Here is a 19006-nt window from a genome sequence, read left to right on the forward strand (position 1 = left end):
GATCTCCCTTTTTATTTCGAGATTGCCTGTTTCTTCTTGATTTGGACTTCTTCCAACTGCGCGATCTTCCACATGATTCCTTGATAGAGCAGCTTTTTGGCTTTTAACGCGCATTCCATGTCAGGATTCAGGATCGCTCGCAATTCCCAGAATCGCAGGACACGATCGGTTCCCGATATTCTAGCCACTTTCATAAAGTAGCGAAGTAGATCGGGTGTGACGGGAACCTGCAGCATTTGCGCAAACTTCGATGCATAATACTCAACAATTTCTTGTACGGCAGTACTTTCCGGGGGGTGTTGTGCCTTTACTGCGTCGATCACCCGACTATAGATTTCGACTGTCTTTTTGTCCCACAAATCCTGATTTACGGAATACTGCTGGACCGCATTCACGCAATCCTCCATACTCTGGCGAAACTCTGTGTGAAACTGAGAGTCTTTCAACAGCTCTTCCATTTCGTTCCATGCGGAAGATTGCAGTGCAGTTATCTTTTTGTTTTTTGGGAAAATTCCATCGATGCTTTGAATCAAGGGCTCCTTCCAATCGTAAGGAAACTGATCGATGATCATCGACTCTTTGATTTTTTTAAAAATAAATTTCTTTCGATCTTCCGTATTCGCACTGATAGATGCTACAAGATCGTGGATATGATGCAGTGAATCTTCGCCAATACCGTTCTCCTTGGCCCTTTGCAAAATCGTGATCATATTGCTGAGCGTGCGCTGTTGTGTGCTCAAAGCCTCGATTTGCCAATCAAGCGCCTTGGAAACGGAGATTTCTCCTGAGATAATCTTGCGAATTTCATCAATGCCAAAGTTCAGGTAGCGAAGAGTCAGAATTAGCTCAAGCCGCCATACTTCCGCTGTTGTATAGAGCCGATGTCTTCCTTCGGTATGCATGGTCGGTTTGAGCAGGCCAATTTCATCATAGTAACGAACGGTTTTGACCGTTGTTCCCGTGCTTTTTGCCACTTCCCCGATCGAAAACCTTCCCTCTATCGATTTAGCATGTGAATCCAACAACATCAGCCCCCCTTGTCCAGATTATAAAACCTCCAGTAAGAGGAGATTCAATTGATTGTTTTCGACAATTTGTTACTTCAAAAGCATAGGGAGTTTGTGTTAGCCGCTACCTGCACATGATTATTCGATAAAGACATCCTGGCTGCTGTAGATCTGTTCCATACGCTCCTGACGCGCTTGCATCGTCTCCCGGTTCCTCACCAGAAGCCCCATGCTGAGCAGATGCAAAATGCTGTGGGCGCCCGCCATGGAGCTGTTTCCCGTATTGATGTCTACATTTACTTCTGATAAAAACGTGATGTCGCTGATGCGGCCGACCGGCGACAGAACGCGATCGGTTATGGCGATCAGCTTGCTGCCCAGCATTTTGGCTGCCTCCGCAATTTTGTACGACTCTTTGGAGTAACGCGGAAAAGAGATGACGATGACGGCTGATTTTTCATTCATGCTAAACAGCTTCTCGTAGGAATTGCCTCCTGTCGGACACAAATGCACATTTTCCCGCATCATACCGAGCATGAAGGAAATCCAGTTCGCCGCAGCGTGAGATCCGCGATGACCGATGACGAGAATGTGGTCCGCCTGCGCCAAAACATCGACGGCCTTCCACATTTCCGCTTCATTCAACTGGGCCAAATTATGCTGCATGATCGCGATTTCGTTTTCCATCGTCCGTCTGAACAGATTCTCCTCGCCCGATTCAATCGGGTTTTGCAGACGATTGATAGGTTGTGCGGACGCGTTCCCGAGTACGATTTGCTGCTGAATTTTCCCTTGCATCTCGGTAAAGCCGCTAAAGCCGAGCGCATAGGACAAACGAATCACGGTTGTTTCACTTACCTCCGCTTCGCGCGCGATCTGGACGACCGTGTTGAATGCGGCTTGATCCAGATGCTGCAGCAGATGAGCGGCTACTTTTCTCTGGGCGGCGGATAGCCCGTTAAATTTTTCTTTTACCAGATTTTCGAATGATGACTGTTCCTGCATATATGTCCCCCGTCGATTCATGAATTCCGGTTGCTTGCGATTGGTGTTGCCCGCCATCGGTTTCAGCTTCCTATCCAGTATGCTTTTACTATTGGGTTTGCGCTCCGGTCGTGTCAAGCTGCTTTTTTTCAAGTCTCTTTCATCGTTTCCTGGAATCGTGCCGATTATCGGATGAGCCGCCTGGAACATGGAACATACCGCATAGTCTGTCAAGGCTAAAATGAACATCTAGCTGTGAAAAAAGAAACGGGAGCAGCTGTGGGCTGATCCCGTTTCCCGACTCAGCGCACATGACTTATCCGCTTGGTCGGCACTAGCCGGTTTGCTTGGACGCAAGCACAGGAAGCTTCACATGGCTTGGATGCTGTGCATCATGATAAACCTGTTGCACTGCGATGATAAACGTTGTATCGGTTGCCGGATCATTGCCTGTATTATGGTTGGGGAAGGCCAGGTTTTTTGCTCCCGAGGTGACCGATACACGGATACGGTGGCCCTTTTTGAACAGATTGGCTATTTTGCTCATTTTGATTTCGTAGCGTTCAATCTTGTCAGGATCGAGCAATTCAGGACGCTCTGTGGAATGGCGGTAGCGGGCGCGAATCAGCCCGTCCGAGAGGCGGATGGAATTCCCCTCTTCATCCACATCGGTGAGCCGGACTAGCCAATCTGTATCCCGCGCCGAGCTGGATGCGTAGAGTACCGCATACACATCCCCGGCGATCGCAAGCTCCTCCTCGAGCGGTGGGGACGTATAGACCAAAACATCTTCGCGCAGCTCCACATCGCGGTAATTCTCCGGCACGCTGCACTCGTTTTCCGACATGTCGATGAGAAAGGGAGCAGCATCCTGCGGGTCAAACCGGTAGCTGTCAGGCTCCTGATCATCTTGCGCTCGTGTCGAAAGTGTACCATCGCCGTTGCTTGTTTTGGCGTGCCCGGCGCTGTGCAAATAGTAAGGTGTATACACAACCTCTTGCGGGGGCCAATTCTCGCTTGTTTTCCATTCATCCTCGCCCACCATGTAATATTGGACGCGCTCCCCTTCTTCAACACCGTTGCCGATTCCCTTCAAAAACCGGTCAAACCAGCGCTGCTGCAAAACATCCAGATCATAGCGGATGGCATTGTTGCCAAATTGTACGTTGTGAATCGAACGGGTCGTATTCGCATGATGGTACCATGGGCCAAGGATCATCTTCAGGTTTTCACGCCCATGCCTTTCGCACATTTCCCACGCTTCCGTCGTTCCTGCTCCGTTGTCATCGTACCAGCCGGAGACAAGCAGCGCGGGTACGTTCACCTTATCCCCGTACTGTGCCCAATCTGCTCTCGCCCAGAATTCATCGTTGTCCGGATGGCTCATCCACTCATTCCAGAAATGGACGTCTTTGCCCAATGCTTTTGCCGGAATATCGGTTAGCGGACGGATCGCAAGCACCTCGTCCCAGTCGTCGCGGACTGCTCCGGCCAAATTTTTCTTGCGATCTGCCATGGCGAAAGCCCAGGCCAAAGTGCCGGATAGAATGGTCCCGCCTTTTCGCGGCAGATCGCCAAACGGGGTCCCGGCGGTCACGTAGCTGACAATCGCTTTCAAATGAGGGTTACCCGATGCGGCTGCCGCCCATTGAACGTAACCGCCGTACGAGCCACCGATCATCCCCACTTTGCCATCGGACCATGATTGGGCGGCGATCCAGTTCAGTGTGTCGTCGCCATCCTCCATTTCATTGGCGCAAGGTAACCATTCGCCCTCGGAATCTTCACGCCCGCGCGTATCCTGCGAAACAAGGGCATAGCCTTTTCTCACAAATCGCAGCCAGTGAGAGCCGCCGAAATGTTCCGCTATTCTGCCATACGGCGTACGAATCAGAATAGTCGGAACACGGCTTCCCTCTGGCAGTCCGCTCGGCAGCCAGACTTCTGTCGCTAGCTTGATTCCGTCACGCATGACCACATCATGTCTGCCTAATTGGGTGACGCCATACGCTGCTTTGGAAAGGAGCGGATCATTCCAGTCCGACATTGGCGTGAACGCTTCATATCCAGGCTGAACCAGTATCGTACTCTCTCCGCGTCCACTGAGCAAAAAAGCGATGATCTGCCGATCCATTACAACCAGATCGATCGGCATCTTCTCGTCGCGCAGCGCCCATACCCAAGCTGATTTCCGCTCGCCGTCGACATGTCCCGCTACTTGGAAATACCGCTGATAATGTCCGCCCCAGCTCGTCACAACAACATCGGCTGCTTCCCAATCCGTCTCATTCCACTCTTGCAGCCGCTCAGCGATCAACTGCAACGGTAGTCCATACTCGTGATTGTCGGCTGGTAGCGCTTCAAGTTGGGTCCACCCGTCACACTCCAGTGTTCTTCTCCGGTGAAGCCATCCTTCGTCCGACGCATACAAATCGGCGAGATGAATGCCCGATTCATAAAGCTTGTATTTTTGTCTATTCGGTTTTATCGATTCCATCGCTCTTCCCGTCTCCTCTCTGTGTTCGCACAAACCAACCTTTTAAGCCTGCTGCGCTTCTAGAAGGGCTGCAGGTTCGGCAGCTTCCATATGAAGCGAGCTAATTTGCTACCAGGCTGTCTCTCAATTATGCAAACAGGGTTGCCGGGTGAAAGCTGGCTTCACGCACTTGGAATTTTTTTACCTTCTCTTCATTGACTGAATAGCCAATCCCAAGCCCTGTCGGTACAGCGAGCATACCTGGGGCAGCCAGCTTCACCTCAGGCTCGACAATTTCTTCAAGCCAGTAACGATCCGATGCGGACGTATCGCCCGGTATCGTAAAATTGTCAAGCGAGGTAAGCGCGATGTTGTGGGCGCGCCCTACTCCCATTTCGAGCATACCGCCGCACCAGACCGGAATGCCGTGCTTTTGGCAGAGATCATGCATTTTTTTCGCTTCGGTCAGTCCCCCAACGCGACCCACCTTGATGTTAATGATTTTGCAGCTGCCCAGCTCAATCGCCTTCTCGACGTCCACGATGGTGTGGATACTCTCGTCGAGGCAGATCGGGGTTTTCAGTTCACGCTGCAGCTTCGCATGGTCGATGATATCGTCATGCGCGAGCGGTTGTTCGATCATGATGAGATCGTACTGATCCAGCTCCTTCAGCAGAGGAAGATCGCTTAGCGAGTAAGCGGAATTGGCATCCGCCATCAGTGGCACATCTGCGCCAAAGCGCTCGCGAATCGCCTTGATTACCTCGAGATCAAAGCCCGGCTTGATTTTGACTTTGATTTTTTTATACCCTTCTGCCAAGAAGCGCTCGACGTTTTGCAGTACATGGTCTACAGACGGCTCGATCCCGATGCTGACCCCTACGTCGATCGTTTTCTTTTGGCCGCCCAGCGCATGCGCAAGCGACATGCCCTGCTGCTTCGCGTACAAATCCCAGACCGCCATCTCGAGCGCTGCCTTTGCCATATGGTTGCGGCGCAGCGGCGCAAACAGCTCGGATACGTTGTCAGGGTGCGTAATCTTGCTCGCAAAAAGCTGAGGAATGAGAAACGTCTCCAGCATATACCAGATCGTTTCGGTCGTTTCCTCGTTATAGACCGGAATCGTCATCGCCACGCTCTCCGCGTAGCCGACTTCCCCGCCGCCATGGACACTGACCAGAATAAAATCCTTATCTACCATCCGCCGAAAGCTGGTTTCGAACGGCGCTTTTAAAGGAACTTGCAACTGCTGCAGTTTCACTTGTTCAATTTTCATCTGAATAATATCCCTTCTCCAACTTTTCAGTCAGCTTCAAGTTGTGTTCTACATTACTTTGACTATGAACCATTTTCACACTTACTCTTCAACCCAGCTATCTTGCAAGATGGGATAGCCGAATGGATGAAGCCTCACATCGTGGACACGCTGGTTGATGATGGTGAATTTTTTCTCGGTAAAGATCGGAATCCAGTACGCCTGGTCCACTACCCGTTTCTGCAGATCGATGTAAATCTGCCTGCGCTGGTCGGTGTTAACGGTGACACGGCCCTTTTCCAACAATGTATCAATCTGCTTGTCGTCAATATTGGAAAAGTTAGAGCCGCCATTGCGTTGGCTGGAGTGCATGTATTGAAACAGCGTATCTGGATCGGTAGCACCGAATCCCATCACCGTCATGTCAAAATTCCCTGACATTGCCGTCTGGATCATGGCCGCTGGCTCCAGCGTATCGATTACCACCTCGACGCCGATCTCTTTGAGCATCCCTTGAACCAGTTGGGCTGGATGTGAAAAGCGTTCTATGCTGAGCAGGTGAATTTTGAGCGGGGCGCCATCACGCTCGCGCACGCCTTTCCCGTTCAGCTTCCAGCCCGCCTCGTCAAGCAGCTTGCCCGCTTCCTCAGGATTAAATGAATAGGCGTACTCCTTGATCGCCGGATCATAGCCAAACATGGCCTCGCCTATCGGTCCGTACGCAGGGACGCCTTCCCCCTGAAGCGAGGCTTGCACGATGGCTTCTTTATTCACGGCCAGATTGAACGCCTTGCGCACACGGATATCCTGGAAGATCTCGTTTTTTAGATTCATCTCGATAAACAGGCCAATCCCGCTTTTCAATTGCTCAAGTACGGTGAATTTTTCACTATTTTTATACTTTTTCGCGTCCTTGGCCGGAACGTTTGTCGCGATATCAAGAGAGCCGCTGTCCAATGCAGCGAGCATGGTTTGGCTATTTTTAATGAAGCGGATCACGAATTTGTCCGGTCTGACCGGTCCCTGATTCTGTGCAGATGCGTCGGCCCAGTGAAAATCAGGGTTACGGATCAGCGTAACGGATTCGCTTGGCCTCCAGCTTTCGAATTTCCAAGCGCCGACACCAACCGGATTCCGCCCGTATTGCTTGCCCGCCGTCTCGATCGCCTTACGTGACAGCGGCTGTGACCAGCCAGTGACGGTGAGATCGGAGAGAAGTGGCGCTGAGGGTTCTTTTAAATGAAGCACGAGTGTCTGATCATCTGGCACCGTGATCGACTCGATTGCGGAGAGCGCCGCTCCCGCGCCTTGCTGGACGAATTCTGTCGACCGCGCCCGTTCGAACGTCTCTTTGTAGCTTTGGGCGGTTAGAGGGGTCCCGTCATGAAACACGACGCCAGAACGCAAGGTAAAGGTCCATGTTTTCCCGTCCTCTGAGACAGAATATGACGTGGCAAGGGACGGGATGATCTGTTTGGTTTTTTCATCAACAGCAAGCAAGGCTCCCCCCATATAGCCACCGACATATTCCGCCGCGAGCATCGAGCTCGCATGCATATCCAATGTATCCGGCTCCTCGGTCATCGCAAGGGTAATCGTCCCGCCCGTTTTCGGAGCGGATGCGGTTTGCCCCGGTTGGGGCTTGGTAACAGCAGCCTGACTGCATCCTGCCGTCAGACCGAGTGTAGCAACAAGCAACGCACGAATCAGACGCATCGTTTACACCTCTCTCCTCTCGGATTAGCCCTGCGGCAGCCGTACCGTGACGAAATCAACCATTGCCTGCAACCGTGCCTTGCGCAGGGACGGCTTGCCGATTTGGAGCAGCCCGTGGCTTGAATCCGGCATTCGCAGCAATTCCACCTCGCTGCCTTGTCGCTTCAGATGGGTATAAAACTGCTCCGCTTGCTCCATCGGGCAGCGCAGGTCTTGCTCCGCATGCATGAGCAAAAGTGGTGTTTTCACCTTGTCGACATAGGCGAGCGGCGAGTGTTTCCAGAGCGTCTCAAGATCCGTCTTACCCAAGAACTCGCGATTGACAAAGGTCGGGGAAATATCGCTTGTGCCGTACATGGAAATCCAGTTGGAGATGCAGCCTTCCGAAATCGCTGCAAAGAACCGATCGGTTTTGGTCAAAAGCCAGTTCACCATGAAGCCGCCATAGCTAATGCCATTGACCGCTACGCGGCTTTCGTCAAGAAAATCGTAGCGACGCAGCGCCTCTGCCAAGCCATTCAAAAGATCCAGATGGTCCTTCCCGCCGTAATCGCCATGCACTGCCTCGGAAAATTCCTTGCCAAATCCTGAGCTGCCGCGCGGATTGAGGTACAGAACCGCAAAGCCTTGGGCAGCAAACAACTGCATCTGGTGAAAATAGGCAAAGCTGAACATGGAGTGCGGGCCACCGTGAATATCGAGCAAAACCGGATATTTTTTCCCCGGCGTGAACTGGGCCGGTTTCAGCAAAAAGCCCTGGATCTGCCAATCGTCGACAGACGTATAGGTGAACTCCTCCGGCAAGGAGACAATCAGCTCTTGCATCAGCGCGTCGTTGCAATCATCCAACCTCAGCTCCTCGCCCGTTCGGTCGATGAACGCAATTTGGCCAGGATGGTACGATGTAGAGCAGGCAATGGTAAGCGAGTCCTGCCCATCATAAGAGAAATGAAAGATCGTCCTCTGACCGCCCGCTACAACCTCAGGAGATGCACCATTTTGTTCCCGGGAGAATCGGACAATCTCGTTCTTCCCTTCCCGCGTGCAAAGCGCATAGATCCAAGCACCGTCACGCGACCATTGCGGACTTAGCGGATAGCGAAGATGGTACATATCGGTAAAAGAATAATCGCCCAGCGAATACGGATACTCGCCTGAAAGCAGGATCACATTGCCGCCGTCACAATCCATCACATACAACTGGCAGTGCTCGGTGTTTCCCGAAAAGGCGATTTGGCTGCCATCCGGAGAGTAGACCGGAACACGCGCATCACGATTGGTGTAGAGCGTTTCCACTTCACCGCCTGCTGACGGAACACGCAAAATCTGTCCGCCAAAAATAGGCGGCTCATCACGATTCGCGGTAAAGGCGATGTATGATCCATTCGGAGAAATGGTCGGATCGCAGATGTCGTACGGTTCGCTTGTCAACTGCTTCCACTCGCCCGTCTCCACATGGATCGCGACCAGCTGCCGCGTCAAGTCCTGATGCAGCCCGGCACCATCCAGCTTGTAATAAGGCTGATCATATCGCTTCGGACTAGCGATCCACGCCTTGTTCTCCCGCGCGATCTGGTCATCGAGCTCTTTTGCTGTTTTGTCCGCAGCCAATACCTCGATGCTTCTCGTCTTGGTATGCACGGGGACAAGCCCATAGAGGTACTTCCCATCCGGCGACCAGAGGAGCGAGCTAATCCCATGCCGAAACCGTGTGAGCTGCACAGCCTCGCCGCCGTCAAGCGGGAGCAGCCAAGCCTGCATACCGTTTTCGCGATTGGACAAAAAAGCGATGGCTCTGCTGTTGGGCGACCAGGCCGGCGCGAGATTGCGGCTCCCCGCAGTCGTCAGGACGCGACTCTTTGTGCCGCGAATGTCTGTTAGATGCAATTGTGTGTCATAATCATCTTCACGCTCACGAACCACTGTTTTTTCATAGACAACCAGTTTGCCATCAGGTGAAATCGTCGGATTGCTCGGCCATTGGAACTTGACAATGTCTTCTGCTGTAACCAGCCTTTGATTCACATTCATCACGCCCGCCTCCAATTTGATCATTTTCACACACCATCTGTTGCCGTCCTGTTGTCAAACGTTACGGTTCCTGCTTACTCATAGAGATGACACGTAACAATCCTGCCCTCGACCTCTTGAGGGCGCGGTGCCTGCGTCTTGCAAATGTCCATGCAAGCATGACAGCGCGGATGAAACTTGCAACCAGTCGGTGGATTGGACGGCGATGGAAGGTCACCTTTCAAAATGATCCGCTCACGGCGATCATCGGGATCCTGCACCGGCACGGCCGACAAGAGCGCTTGCGAATATGGGTGCAGCGCTCGCTGGAATAACGCTTCCTTCGTTGCCAGCTCAACGATCTCACCGAGATACATGACGGCCACCCTGTCAGCAATGTGCTCGACGACACCGAGATCGTGTGAGATGAAAATATAGGTAAGCGCGAACTGTTCTTGCAAATCCTGCATCAGATTGAGGATCTGCGACTGAATGGAGACATCGAGAGCCGAAACCGGTTCATCTGCGATGATCAGCTTGGGACGCAGCATCAGTGCGCGCGCAATGCCAATGCGCTGCCGTTGGCCGCCGGAAAACTCATGCGGATAACGGAGCAGATAGCGTTTGCTGAGGCCCACAATCTCGATGGTCTCCTCGATCAAACGCTCCCGCTCTTCATGTGGCACACGATGGGCAATCAGCGGCTCCATGAGGATTTGCTTGATCGTCAGTTTCGGATTCAGCGTATCGAACGGGTTTTGGAAAACCATCTGCATGTTCCGTCTGGCCGCCTTCATTTCCTTTTTACCAAAGCGATGCAGCGGTTCTCCCTGAAACTCGATTTCCCCGCCTGAAGGCTCCACAAGCCTGAGAATGCAGCGGCCAAGGGTCGATTTGCCACAGCCGGATTCGCCGACGATCCCCAGCGTTTCTCCCATGTGGATCGTCAGATCGATGCCGTTGACGGCATGCACATAGGTCGCTTCTTTGAACAGTCCTTTTTTCACAGGAAAGCGTTTTTGCAGTCCTTTTACTTCCAAAAGCACCGGATTCATAGGATCACCGCCGATGGTTCCGCCTTTTCCTCATACAGCCAGCAGCGGCAGGAGGATTGTTGATCCAGCTCAAGCAGCGGGGGACGCTGTATTGAACAGATCGGCATTGCCTTGTCACAGCGCGGGGCAAAACGGCAGCCCACCGGATATTCATCGGGGGACGGCACGCTCCCCGCGATGCTGAAAAGCCGTCTTGCGCCTTTTGACTTGTGCGGCGTGGAATTGATCAGGCCGATTGTATAAGGATGCTTGGGACTGCGGAGCAAGGTGCGGACATCAGCGTGCTCGATCACCTGTCCGGCATACATCACCATCACCCTGTCACATGTTTCGGCGACAACGCCCAGATCGTGCGTGATCATGATCATGGCCATCCCCAGCTCCTTGCGAATGTTTGTGATCAGATCCAGAATTTGCGCCTGAATCGTCACATCCAGCGCGGTTGTCGGCTCGTCTGCGATCAAGAGCGCGGGGTTGCACGCGATCGCCATGGCGATCATCACCCGCTGGCGCATCCCGCCGGACAGTCGATGGGGATACTCGGCAAAAATTTCATTCGCGCGTGGTATCCCGACGAGTGTGAGAAGCTCAATCACCCGCTCCCGCGCTTGTTGCTTGTTGAATCCCTCATGCTTCTCCAACACTTCGCTCATCTGCTTTCCGATTGTGAGCACCGGGTTTAGGGAGGTCATCGGTTCCTGAAAAATCATCGCCATCTCCTTGCCCCGGATGCGCTGCATTTCCTTTTGGGGAAGGGCGAGAAGGTCACGGCCGTTCAGCCGGACGCTTCCCTGCCGGATTTTGCCGTTTGCCCCCAACAGCTGCATGATGGAGAGCGAAGCTACGCTTTTGCCGCAGCCCGATTCGCCGACGATTCCCAGCGCCTCCCCTTTTTTCACATGAAGGCTCAGCTCGTCGACGACCGTGAAAGCCGCGCCTTTTTTGGTAAACTGTGTTGTCAACCCTGTGACATCCAGCACATTTGTCATCAGAAGCTCCCTCCTTTCATTCACGCCGTTTACTTTCCTTGTGATTTGGGATCAAATATGTCGCGCAGGGCATCACCCAAAATATTTACCGTAAACACGATGATCGTAATCGCAAGCCCCGGGAAGGTCGCCAGCCACCATGCGTCCGACAGGTAATCCTTGCCTTCGTTGAGCATGGTGCCCCATTCCGGTGTTGGCGGCTGGGCTCCCAATCCGATAAAGCCCAAGGCGGATGTATCCAAAATGGCGCCGCCGACGAACAGGGTGGTGTAGACGATCAGAACGTTGAAAATATTCGGAATGACCTGATTTGTCATAATCCACCAGTTAGAGCTGCCGATCGATCTGCTGGCCTCGACATAGCCGGACGACTTGATCGTCAGGGCTGCACTCCTGATGAGAATCGCAAAAGCGGGTATCGAGGAGATCCCGATCGCAATCATCGCATTCGTCTGGCTCGGCCCGAGCACCGCCACGATAGCGAGCGCCAGGATGATGCCCGGCAAAGCGAGCAGCACCTCCATGATCCGCATCAGAATGTTGTCAACGATTCCGCCCACATACGCGCTGACGACACCGATCAAGGTCCCCAGCACAAACGTGATGCCGACGGCCATGACCGCTACCATTAAGGTCACCCGCGTGCCATACAGCATGCGGGAGAGCAAATCCCTGCCGATCGCATCCGTCCCGAGCAGATGGTCTTTAGACGGTCCCTCCAAAAAGGCATCGTAATAGGTTTTGGTTGGATCGTATGGGGCGATCCACGGCCCGATGATGCCCAGAATGACGATCGCAAACAGAATCATCAGACTGTATCGGGCCGTTCGCTTTTGCCATAGTTTTCGGAGCAGCTGAAAGCGCGGCGCTTGCCACTCCTGTTGCTGCAACGCTTGAATCTGTGCATTACGGCTGAGCCCGCTCACGCTACATGCCCCCTTTCGATGTACTGTAGTCGATGCGCGGGTCCAAAACGGCATACAGCAGATCGACACAGATGTTGACAATCACATAGATCACGCCCATGAACAGGACGATCCCCTGAATCATCGGAAAGTCCCTTGAGCTAATCGCCTCGATCGCGAGCGTGCCGATCCCCGGCCAGTTAAAAACCTGCTCCACGATGACCGCGCCGCCGAGCAATGCAGCGATCTGCAAGCCAACCACGGCAACTACGGGAATCATTACATTGCGAAAGGCGTGGCGAAACAGCACGATTCCCTCGCTCATCCCTTTGGCCCGTGCCGTACGGATATAATCGTTGGACAGCACCTCGACCATGCCGGAGCGAGTCAGGCGGCTGATCGTCGTGGACAGCAGCACCCCAAGGGTAAGGGCTGGCATGACAAGATCGATAAAGCCTGTGCCGCCCGCGACCGGAAACCACCCCAGCTTCACAGCGAACACCATAATCACAAGGAGGCCCAGCCAAAAACTCGGCAGCGACATACCCAGCGTCGCCATGCTCATGATGGCATAATCAAGGAAGGTATCTTTGTATTTAGCCGCCAAAATGCCCATGATGACCCCTGCTACGATTGCGACGACGATGCCGGATACCGCCATTTTCACCGTCGCCGGAAACCGCTGGGCGATTTCCATACTGACAGGTCGGCTTGTTTTCAGCGATGTACCCAGGTCGCCTTTTAGTACACCAGTCGCATAATTGACATATTGAACCACGAGAGGCTTGTTTAGCCCCATCTGCTCCCGCAATTGCTCAACCCGCTCTTTCGTCGCCTTTTCACCCAGCATAATCCGCACCGGATCGCCGGGAATCAAGTGAATCAAGGCGAACGAGAAGAGGGAAACACCGACCAGAACGATGAGTCCGGACATCAATCGCTTCAAGAGGTATTGCTTCATTATTGGCTCACCCAGCTATCGTTTAATTGCAAACGGTCGATACTGTATTTCACGCCTTTTACTCGCTTGTTCACAACCGTAAATTGTTTGTCCACGTAGATTGGCACAAGATACGCTTGATCGATCATCCGTTTTTGCGCTTCTGCGTAAATCTTTTTGCGCTCTTCGGGATCAATTGTGGTGCGTCCGTACACGACCAGTTGATCAAGGGTCTCGTCTTTGATGGACGCATAATTGAAGCTGCCGATTTGACTGGAGTGGAAAAACAGGTACAAAATGTCAGGATCAAAGTAAGAATAACCGCCTACTGCCACATCGAAATCGCCTTTCAGCTCTGCTTCCATCATTGCGCCCGGCTCCATCGTGGTGATCTTCACCTTGATGCCGAGCTCACCAAGCATCGCCTGCACAAGCTGCGATTCTTTTGACTTTGCTTCTACCGATAGCATCGTGAACTGCATTTCTTTGCCGTTTTTTTCCCTCACTCCCGATGCATTCGGCACATAGCCTGCTGCATCGAGCAGCTTTTTCGCTTCGTCTAAATTGTACTTGTAGCCATAAGATTCGACGGCTTTGTCATAACCTATAATGGTTGGCGGTAGCGGACCATAAGCGGGTACGCCTTCTCCCTGCAGCGCCGACTGAATGATCGCCTCCTTGTTGATCGCCATGTTGAGTGCTCTGCGAACTTGCAGGTCATGTAGCATTTCATTTTTCTGATTCATGGACAAATACATGCCCATGCCGGACTTCATCTGGTCCAGCACTTCGAAATTGTCGTCGTTTTTATACTTTTTCGCATCCTTGGCGGGTACGAGCGTCGCTACATCGATGGAGCCGCTATCAAGAGCAGCCATCATCGTCTGTCGGTTTTTGATGAACTTGGCAACCAGCTTGTCCGGATAGACAGCCCCTTTGTTCGTATAGAATTCTTCTGGCCATTTGAACTGATCGTTGCGTGTAAACGTGATCGATTCGCCCGGCTGCCAGCTTTCGAACTTCCACGGACCAAGGCCTACTGGATTACGACCGTAATTAGCGCCGCCCTTTTCAATCGCTTGCATGGACAATGGCTGCAGCCAACCATTGACCGTCAAGTTGCCCAGTAAAGGCGCGAACGGCTCTTTCAATTCCAGAATCAGCGTTTTGTCATCCGGTGCCTTCACATCTTTGATGGTATCGACCAAAGCGATCGTGCTCTTAGCTTCTGTTTTCGGATCCAGAATACGGTCGAGCGTCGCCTTGTAAGCGCCTGCCGTAAACGGTGTCCCATCCTGAAACGTAATTCCGGAACGAATGGTAAAAGTCCACGTTTTTCCGTCTTTGGAAATGGTGTAGCTCTCTGCCAAATACGGTTTAACATCATGAGAAACCGGGTCCATATAAAGAAGCGAGCCGCCCATAAACTGGGCAATCTCATCCACAACGCTCGCCCCTGTTGACTTGTGCACGTCAAACGTATCCGGCTCTCGGTCGAATGCCACGGTGATAGTGCCACCCGTGCTTGGCTGGCCGCTTCCCTGTTTTTCGGCGGAATCTCCCTTGTTTTGCTGAGGCGCATCACCGCCACTTGAGCATGCACTCACCATCAGCGTTGTAGCCAAAGCGAGTGCGCCTGCTTTGAGAAATCGTGTTCGATGATTCTTTTTCAATCCAAAACCCTCCTTCTTTATCCGTAAAACATGGTAGCACTTGTAAGAACCCAAGCTAGAATGCATTTCTCTCTTTTTTTGTGAAAGAACCTCCCCCTGAACATGTAAGCCCTTACAATTACATTGAATAAATTTATGAAGAACTAAATACTTCATATATTACAAACGAAGAATTATTCGCTCCGACTTCTTTATACCATAAATACAGAAGCAAAGGAATACTCTTTTGCAAATTTTCTGAATGTCTGAAAAGTAGGGAAAAGTAGTCCGCTGTTCACGATGCAGACAGGAAACTTTTCAATGCCACATTTGTAAGTACGCAAACCTCAAAGCGATTGCTTGTACCCCATTCACTAGCGTGCGGTAGACAAGAAACCACAGCCTCTCCGTTCGGGATTGATACCGAGGAATGCTGTGGTTTTTTCATTGCGGCTCAATGGAACATCCGTAAAGCTGGCATCGCCATCCGTAATCGTTGTCGGATCTGGAAGCCGGGTTCCAGTAGAAAGAAATGGACAGGATCCTCCGAATGAATGGAAGATCCTGCCCGACATGTAAGTTAGTTATGATAATCAAAGAAGAAATGTTAGCTATTGTTCATGGTCAAAGCAACTATTGTTCCTGGCAATTTATCTAAAATAGTAAGAAGGCTTTACTTCTTTCCTTCCAAAGTAAGTAGCGTCTGATAGCACTCCGGCCGCCTGTCACGGAACAAAACAAAATGTCTCCTTGTTTTTTCGATTTCATCCAAATCGAATTCTGCTGTCAAAATGGTTTCCTCCCGATCCCCTGCTTCTTGGATCAGTTCCCCTCTGCAGCCGGTAATAAACGATCGGCCGAAAAATTCGATTTTGGTCCATTGTCCTTCTTCCAAGCCGATACGATTGGACGCGATGACCGGGACCATATTAGCCGCGGCATGTCCTCTCATCGTTAACTGCCAATGATCGGAACAATCGTCGGTCAAGCCATTGGTATGTCTGCCGATGGCGGTCGGGTAAAAAATCATCTCGGCACCTTGCAGCGCCATGGATCGCGCGGTTTCTGGGAACCATTGATCCCAGCAAATCCCGATGCCGATCTTTCCGAACTTTGTCTGCCATACTTTAAACCCTGTATTTCCCGGACTAAAATAAAATTTTTCGAAGTAGCCGGGATCATCAGGTATATGCGTTTTTCGATAGACACCCAGTTGGGTGCCATCCGCATCAATCATCATGATGGAATTAAAAAAGACGTTGTTTGATTTTTCGAAAAAGCTGATCGGCAGCACGACGCCTAGCTCTTTTGCTAGCTCTGACATCCTGCTCAGGGTCGGATGGTCTTTCGCTTCGTGTGCCTGTTCAAAGTTCCGATTATCATACGATTGGCAAAAGTAAAGATTTTCAAAGAGCTCTTGCAGCAGGATGACATTTGCTCCTTTTCCTGCAGCTTCTCTGACCAACTTTTCGGCCTTCAAGATGTTTTCTTCCTGATTCGCACTGCATGACATTTGTGTGGCTGCAACCGTGACTTTCCTCATGCTACGATTTCCTCCCTGGTCTTATTGCTTTACTTCTGTCCATACACGATCGTAATACTGCAAGGCCTCCTCGACATCGGTGAGATACGTGCCGCGTTTTATTTCTGCTGGTGGGATGACTTCCATCGCTTGTCTGACATTGTCCGGAAGCAATTTCATCGCTTCGACATTGGCGCTTGGGTATGGCTGCTCCAACGTGATATCCCTGCTAATTTCCGGGCGATTAAGAAAATCGATAAATTTTTCTGCATTCCCGATATGTTCTGCTCCCTTCGGAATGACAAAGTTATCTTGCCAAAGTGTCAGAACTTCTTTCGGGATCACTGCTTTTATCGCCGGATTTTCCAGCCTTGCCATCGGCACTTTTCCGTTGTAAACGATGCCGGCTTTCACTTCACCGCTGGCAAGCAGGCGATCTGCATCGCTTGCCTCGTACGATTTTATGTTGGGAGCCAGTTTTTTCAGCAGCTCCCCCGCTTCCTTAATTTCTTTTTCGCTCGTGCTGTTCGGTGAGTAACCAAGGATCCCGAGCATGATGCCAAGCATGACATGCGGGTCGTCAACAGCGACCAAACTGTTCTGAAACATCGGATCAAACAAATCTTTGTAACCCGTGATTGGCTTATCGACCAACTTCTCGTTGACGGCGATGATTTCTCCACCCCAATAAGCAGGGACAAAATAATCGCCATTCGGATCAAAAGGAAAGCCGGAGAAGTCTTTTCCGATATACTTCATATTGGGGATGTTCGCTTTGTTGATTTTTTCCAGTTTATCTGTCTTCATTAACGTTTCAACAAAGTCTGCACCTGCAATTGCAATGTCAAAACCATGATTGCCCACGCTTAATTTTGCCATTAGCTCGGCGTTGGACGTAATCGTTGAATAGTTGATTTTAATTCCCGTCTCTTCCTTAAACTTGTCGACGACCTTAGGGGGCAAGTAGTTGGCCCACCCCATAATGTTGACAATCTTCTCCTCCGACTTCCCTTCACCCGTACTCGAATTCCCACATGCCGCAAACAGTAATGTTGACAGCAAAACGGTCAAAGCAAGAATACTCGATGCTTTTCGGGATGCAGCCATATTATTTACCTCCCGTTCAATTCGAGGAAAACGTTAGACAATGAGTAAATCCCACGGAGTCGTGCCCAGTATTTTGGCTTCATCTTTGGTAAAAATCAACGTATCGTTAATCCCGAAACCGGTTTCAAAATTGACAACGGCACCAGGTGCGAATTGAACACCTTCGTGATCGGTCGACGTATCGTATACGAATTCGCCTACCCAGTCCGGTGGATAAGAGATACCAACCTCGTACCCGCCAAACCAGAGTGGTGGTTCCATCCCTTCCTCTTTGTAAAACGCGCTCATTTGGCTCATAAAGTCATTTACATACATATTGGGCTTGATGATCTCTTTTACCTTCATCATCGATTTTTTGCTCTGTGCATAGGTTGCGGCAAATTTCGGATCCGGCTCCCCGATCGAGAAGCATCTGGAGAGGTTGGAATGATAGCGGTAATATACACCTGACAGATCAACTTCAATCGGGTCGCCCGGCATGATCAGCCGTCTAGAGGCGTTGGGGTGTCTACACCATACTCTTTCTGGCCCGGCATGAACCAAACCAACAATGGCCATGTTTTCTCCGCCAGCTTTGTGCATCGCATAGGTGTACTCCGCGACGATATCCAGCTCCGTAATACCCGGTTTCATCACACTTAGTGCTGCTTGCATACCGATATCCGCTATTTTCGACGCGGTTTCGATATAGCGTAGTTCCATGGGAGACTTGATAAAACGCACATCTCGGACAATTTTTGTTCCATCTACCACTTCACAATTTGCTGCTTCCAACGTTGCCTGCAACTTTTCGCTAATCAGACGAACCGGGCGATAACTACCCATCTCAATCGCTGTTCTACCGCCAGTCCAGCCCTCATTTTTCAAATCTCGTACGATCATGTCGATAAAACTCATCCCGTCGGCCACGGCTTCGAAGTGTTTCCCCAGATATTTACCGTGCGGACTGTCATGGTAAATACGCGAATCCGTCGAGACGGTCGACCACATGGTAATCCCCAATTCATCAACGACATCAAACAGGATGAACTTGTCGTGATCAACGTGAATCGCAATTCCTGATGCAGCGGATTCGGACCAAGCTATAGGTGGGTTACCCCGGTACCACGCTGCGCTGTACCCGCTTACATAGTACAAATTTTCTGGATTCGTGATGTAAAGCAAGTCGATATTTTGTTCCGCCATTGCCTTTCGGATTTTGTTTAATCGATTTTTGTACTCTAAAATGGGGAAGGCCAGCTCCATTTCAGATGTAGCGACATCCAGTTCATCTTGTATCAATATGTTTGCCTTAGTCATCGTAATCACCTCAAACGATAGAGTGTCTTCTCATCAACTACCATTCCGATCATGAATCCGAACATCGCAAACGATTCGTCTCTCTCCTC

At 51.2% G+C, this 19006-nt stretch carries 14 protein-coding genes; all 14 read right to left on the bottom strand.

What is annotated here, in order from left to right; translation table 11 throughout:
- Positions 1-11 precede the first annotated feature (11 nt).
- The gene (locus tag EDM56_RS27885) at positions 12-1022 is read right to left on the bottom strand and encodes a MerR family transcriptional regulator (protein ID WP_183192621.1); all 1011 of its coding nucleotides are present in this window, start codon (positions 1020-1022) and stop codon (positions 12-14) included.
- A 123-nt stretch (positions 1023-1145) separates the two neighbouring features.
- Complete coding sequence (locus tag EDM56_RS27890) at positions 1146-2201, bottom strand: MurR/RpiR family transcriptional regulator (protein WP_246009567.1); 1056 nt, start codon at positions 2199-2201, stop codon at positions 1146-1148.
- Between the two features lie 124 nt (positions 2202-2325).
- Positions 2326-4488: a CocE/NonD family hydrolase gene (locus EDM56_RS27895; protein WP_122921214.1), complete on the bottom strand. Its 2163-nt coding sequence runs from the start codon at positions 4486-4488 to the stop codon at positions 2326-2328.
- Between the two features lie 127 nt (positions 4489-4615).
- On the bottom strand, positions 4616-5743 hold the full coding sequence (gene menC / locus EDM56_RS27900; RefSeq protein ID WP_122921215.1) for an o-succinylbenzoate synthase: 1128 nt from the start codon (positions 5741-5743) through the stop codon (positions 4616-4618).
- 81 nt (positions 5744-5824) lie between these two features.
- Complete coding sequence (locus tag EDM56_RS27905; protein ID WP_122921216.1) at positions 5825-7438, bottom strand: ABC transporter substrate-binding protein; 1614 nt, start codon at positions 7436-7438, stop codon at positions 5825-5827.
- 24 nt (positions 7439-7462) lie between these two features.
- Entirely contained in the window at positions 7463-9469 is a 2007-nt protein-coding gene (locus EDM56_RS27910; protein WP_122921258.1) for a S9 family peptidase, read from the bottom strand.
- 74 nt (positions 9470-9543) lie between these two features.
- Complete coding sequence (locus EDM56_RS27915) at positions 9544-10503, bottom strand: ABC transporter ATP-binding protein (protein ID WP_122921217.1); 960 nt, start codon at positions 10501-10503, stop codon at positions 9544-9546.
- Entirely contained in the window at positions 10500-11492 is a 993-nt protein-coding gene (locus tag EDM56_RS27920) for an ABC transporter ATP-binding protein (RefSeq protein WP_122921218.1), read from the bottom strand. The genes EDM56_RS27915 and EDM56_RS27920 overlap by 4 nt, the downstream gene beginning before the upstream one ends.
- Before the next feature lie 29 nt (positions 11493-11521).
- On the bottom strand, positions 11522-12346 hold the full coding sequence (locus EDM56_RS27925; RefSeq protein WP_425456372.1) for an ABC transporter permease: 825 nt from the start codon (positions 12344-12346) through the stop codon (positions 11522-11524).
- A 73-nt stretch (positions 12347-12419) separates the two neighbouring features.
- Complete coding sequence (nikB, locus tag EDM56_RS27930) at positions 12420-13358, bottom strand: nickel ABC transporter permease (RefSeq protein WP_122921220.1); 939 nt, start codon at positions 13356-13358, stop codon at positions 12420-12422.
- Positions 13358-15010, bottom strand: a complete 1653-nt coding sequence (locus EDM56_RS27935; RefSeq protein ID WP_183192622.1) for an ABC transporter substrate-binding protein — start codon at positions 15008-15010, stop codon at positions 13358-13360. The genes nikB and EDM56_RS27935 overlap by 1 nt, the downstream gene beginning before the upstream one ends.
- Before the next feature lie 652 nt (positions 15011-15662).
- Positions 15663-16532 (bottom strand): N-carbamoylputrescine amidase, encoded by an 870-nt coding sequence (gene aguB, locus EDM56_RS27940; protein WP_122921222.1) that lies wholly within the window; start codon positions 16530-16532, stop codon positions 15663-15665.
- Positions 16533-16553: 21 nt separating this feature from the next.
- Positions 16554-17618, bottom strand: a complete 1065-nt coding sequence (locus tag EDM56_RS27945) for an ABC transporter substrate-binding protein (RefSeq protein ID WP_122921223.1) — start codon at positions 17616-17618, stop codon at positions 16554-16556.
- 33 nt (positions 17619-17651) lie between these two features.
- Entirely contained in the window at positions 17652-18917 is a 1266-nt protein-coding gene (locus EDM56_RS27950) for a M24 family metallopeptidase (RefSeq protein ID WP_122921224.1), read from the bottom strand.
- Between the last annotated feature and the right edge of the window lie 89 nt (positions 18918-19006).

Origin of the sequence: Brevibacillus fluminis (genome assembly GCF_003710825.1) — a bacterium.
Taxonomy (GTDB): domain Bacteria; phylum Bacillota; class Bacilli; order Brevibacillales; family Brevibacillaceae; genus Brevibacillus_D; species Brevibacillus_D fluminis.